1 protein-coding gene and 1 pseudogene are annotated in these 1,403 nt (G+C 62.7%); both read right to left on the bottom strand.

All coding sequences use genetic code 11. The features are described from left to right. A partial coding sequence (locus ACIPHN_RS25705; protein ID WP_400441993.1) for a biotin/lipoyl-containing protein occupies nucleotides 1-673 on the bottom strand: 673 nt, incomplete at its 3' end. Between the two features lie 85 nt (nucleotides 674-758). Next, nucleotides 759-1,403, bottom strand: a pseudogene (gene sucA / locus ACIPHN_RS25700) (2-oxoglutarate dehydrogenase E1 component); the annotation flags it as partial.

The raw sequence follows: 1,403 nt of genomic DNA, 5'->3' as shown, positions 1-1,403 counted from the left end.
GGTCGATGACCGGCTGCATGTTGATTTCGTTGAAGGTGGTCAGGATGGCGTTGGTCGATTGCGACTGCACCAGACGCTCTGCCACGCGGGCACGCAGACGGCTCATCGGCACGCGTTGTTCCGGACGGCTTTCCAGGCCAGCCTTGACAGGCGCTGCCACGGCAGCCAGCGCCGGCTTGGCGGCAGCAGCAGCGGGAGCGGCCGCAGGAGCCGACAGCGCGCCCAGCACGTCGCCCTTGGTCACGCGGCCATCCTTGCCGGTGCCGGTGACTTGCGAGGTCGACAGGTTGTTGTCGGCCAGCAGCTTGGCAGCGGCCGGCATGGCGACGTCGCCCTTGGAAGCCAGCTCGGGAGCGGCGACCGGGGTCGGCTCGTTGCCAGCTTGCGGTGCGGGAGCCGCCTTGACTTCGGTCGGGGCGACCTGGGCCGATGCATCGGTGTCCAGGATGGCGATGACTTCGCCGGCCACGACGGTTGCGCCGTCGGCCTTGATGATCTGGGTGATGACGCCGGCGTCCGGGGACGGCAGTTCCAGCACGACCTTGTCGGTCTCGATGTCGATCAGGTTTTCGTCACGGGTAACGGGTTCGCCCACTTTCTTGTGCCACTGCAGCAGGGTTGCTTCGGCAACGGATTCTGATAATTGCGGGACTTTTACTTCGATTTGAGCCATTTAGGGTTCTCCGATTTTCGGGTGATTCGTTGTGATGGAAACAGGGACGCACTGCCCTCGCAGCGCATCCCGTTTGCCACAATGATTACTTGGTCAGCACAAAGCCCTTGAGCTTGGCGAAGGCGGTTTCGATCAGTGCCTTCTGCTGCGCGTAGTGCTTGTCGTAGTAGCCGACGGCGGGCGACGCGCTGGCCGGGCGGCCTGCATAGGCCAGCTTCTGACCTTCGGAGAGATTCTCGAAGATGTTGTGCTGGATCTGCAGCCATGCGCCCTGGTTTTGCGGCTCGTCCTGCGCCCACACCAGTTCGTTGAAGTTCGGGAACTGCTTCAGCGCAGCCGCGAACGCCTTGTGCGGGAACGGATACAGTTGCTCGACGCGGATGATGGCGGTGTCGGTCTGGCCACGTTCCTTGCGGGCGTTGACCAGGTCGTAGTACACCTTGCCCGAGCAAGCGACGATGCGCTTGACCTTCTTGGCGTCGATGGATTCATCGACTTCCGGAATCACGGTCTGGAACGAACCCTTGGCCAGATCGGACAGGGGCGAACCGGCATCCTTGTTACGCAGCAGCGACTTCGGCGTCATGATGATCAGCGGCTTGCGGAACAGGCGGATCATCTGGCGACGCAGCAGGAGGAACATCTGCGCAGCGGTAGTGGGCTGCACGACCTGCATGTTGTTGTCGGCGCACAGCTGGAGGTAACTCTCGATACGAGCCGAGGAGTGCTC

It is taken from the genome of Herbaspirillum sp. NPDC087042 (assembly GCF_044745245.1).
Lineage (GTDB): Bacteria > Pseudomonadota > Gammaproteobacteria > Burkholderiales > Burkholderiaceae_D > Herbaspirillum.
The sequence above is the reverse complement of the archived record's forward strand: the minus strand, read 5'-3'. Positions and strand labels throughout refer to the sequence as shown.